We start from the raw sequence: 2,489 nt of genomic DNA on the forward strand, positions 1-2,489 counted from the left end.
CCTCCGTCGCGATCGAAAACCTCCTGATCGAAGACGGGATAGTCCCGGAACTCGGCAGAGACCTGTTCGCCGGTTTCGAGCGAGAGAACCTTGAGGCTGGCCTCGATCGTCCCGGATGCGTCGCGATAGGCGATGGCCGTGCCGTCCCTGACATACGCGACGATCCCGTCTCCGTCATTGGAGGAGAAGGCGACCCGCCGCTTGCCCTCTCCGTCGAAGACGACGGTCCGGCCGCCATCGGCCGTGATGATCGAATTGCCCCAGCGCGATGCCACGAGGCCGTAGGGCTCGTCCCGCAGCCCCGCCGGATCGCGCGGCAGCGAAAAGATCGGCGTCATCGCGGCGCCGTCATGGATGAACACCTGCGCGGCCGGGCCCGCTTCCTCCCGCAGCCTCTCGGCGACGAGGAACTGGCCCCCCGGGAGCCAGGACACCATGAAGCTTCTCCGGTCGGGCAGGGGCAGTTGCGCGACAGACCAGATGCCGAGGGAAATGACGTAGTGCCGTCCCCCGGCCGTCCGGAGCAGAAGGCGCTGCCCGTCCGCCGAGAACCCGACCGGATCGATGATGGTCGAATAGCCGTCGAGGTAGCCTTGCCAGTCCGGAACCGGAACCGTCACCCGATGCACCGCCGCGCCGGTTGCAGCGTCGAAGAAATGCACGGTGACGCCATCGCTTTCGGCCAGCGCGAAGAGTGCGCCATCCGGGGTGAAATGCGCGAAGGTCGTCGAGGTGACAGCGGTCCCGTCCGCACGGAGCAACTCGGCGACGGGCGTGCCCCGGGGCATCGCGTAGAGCCGCGGCCGCTCGCCGCTGACCGCCATCACGCGCCCGGTCGGACCGACGATCGCGGGCATGGACGGTTCGGCCGGAAGCCGCAGGACACGTGCGGCCACGCTGCGATAGAGGAGCAGATGCGCGGCCTCGAAACGGTCGAAATCGGCATCGTCCGGGGCCTCGGGCAGTCCCTTCAGCGCCGCGACCATGGCGCCTGTCCGGTCCCCCGTCAGCAGGAGCCGCTCGGCCTCGCGCGCGAAGCCGGTCGAGGCAGCGTCGGCCGCCGGGGTCTCGACAACCTCCGGCGCCTCTACCGCCCCACGGCCGACCAGCGCAACGGCGGCGTCGTAGAGCGCAGCCCCCTCCGGCAAGCCGTCACCGTGATAGGTCGTCTGGAAGCGCCCTGCCAGCGACCCGACGATCTCGCCCTCGGGCGAGTATACGAGATGGTCGAAGGGCGTGTGGTCCGATGGCGATACGGCAAGGCTCTCGCCCGTCAGCGAGTACACCGCGACCTGTGCATCGGACATCCTCTGCACGTCCTGGCCGTCCGAGACCGCAATGGCCGTCCCGTCGCGGACGAAGCGCGCGGCGCCGAAATCCACGGGAAGCTCCGCGAGCAGCCGGCCGTCATAATCGTGGATGCGCGTCCGCATTTCGGCGCCGAACGTGCCGATGAGGAAGACCGGCTCTGTCGGCGAGGGCACCGGCATGCCCGCGAGCTGGCCGTCAATGCGGGGCACGATGGTTCGCGCCGTTCCGTCGAGCGCGTAGATCAGGACCTCTGCCGTGCCGCTGCCCGCGACCCGCGTGGCAAGTATCCGGCCGTCATGGGTCCAGTCGAAGCTGTGCCCGAGATCGTCCGTCAGGGCGAGCACCCGGTTTCCGCTGGCCAGCTCCCATACCGCTCCGCCCCCCATCGCATATGTCAGCAGATACCGGCCATCGGGAGAGAACTGGGGAAGAAGCGCATTCCCCGGAACCCGCAGCCGCTCGGCGCCCGTCAGCCCGTCGAGAACGACGGTCTGTCCGTTCATCAGCGAGACGGCCCCGAGCCTGCCATCGGCCGAGAAGCCGACAGGCGCGGCGGAGTAGTAGCCCTCTCCCAGCGGCGCGTCGGCCAGAATGGGCGTCCCGATCACCGTGCCGCCGAGCGGATCGACAAGCATCGCGCCCACGCGCAGGTCGCTGTCGATCGAGCCGTCAACGCCCCAGCTGACGAGCGCGCGCGTTCCATCGGGGCTGAGCGTCCCGAAGAAATGCGTTTCGTTCCGCAAGGGGGCCGTCACGGGGCGCGCGGCCATTGCGCGGTGCAGGGCGGACCAGGCGTCCGGCCATTTGCCCAGATCGGCCTCCTCCGGGGGCTGCGGAAGACCGCGCAGGGCTTCTGCGACCGCTCCGGGCCGGTCGCCCTCGTCGAGCAGAAGATCGAGTGCACGTTCGGCGTGATGGCGCGAGGCATCTTCCGTGAGCTGTGTCGCCTCGGGCAGGGCGGCACCCGCAAACAGGACAGCTGGCAGCGCCGCGAGCAGGGCCTTCCGGAGAGCGGCGGCCTGGTGGAAATGCAGCATGGGAGTATCCTCGTTCCCGCGTTCAATAAATCAAATGCCGAAAATCTTGGTGGGAGCGGCATGCAGCCGCTGCGTCATGAGAAGAAGCGGCGCCGTTTCTGTCAAGGCTCTCCTCGGCAGGACCCTGGTCCGACGGGGTCC

At 68.8% G+C, this 2,489-nt stretch carries 1 protein-coding gene; it reads right to left on the reverse strand.

Going from position 1 to position 2,489, the window contains the following annotated elements; all coding sequences use genetic code 11:
* Positions 1-2,348, reverse strand: a 2,348-nt coding sequence (locus FGX59_RS36490) for a WD40 repeat domain-containing protein (protein WP_138473433.1), incomplete at its 3' end; no start/stop codon positions are given.
* Positions 2,349-2,489 lie beyond the last annotated feature (141 nt).

The organism is Poseidonocella sp. HB161398 (assembly GCF_005870025.1).
Classification (GTDB): domain Bacteria; phylum Pseudomonadota; class Alphaproteobacteria; order Rhodobacterales; family Rhodobacteraceae; genus Mangrovicoccus.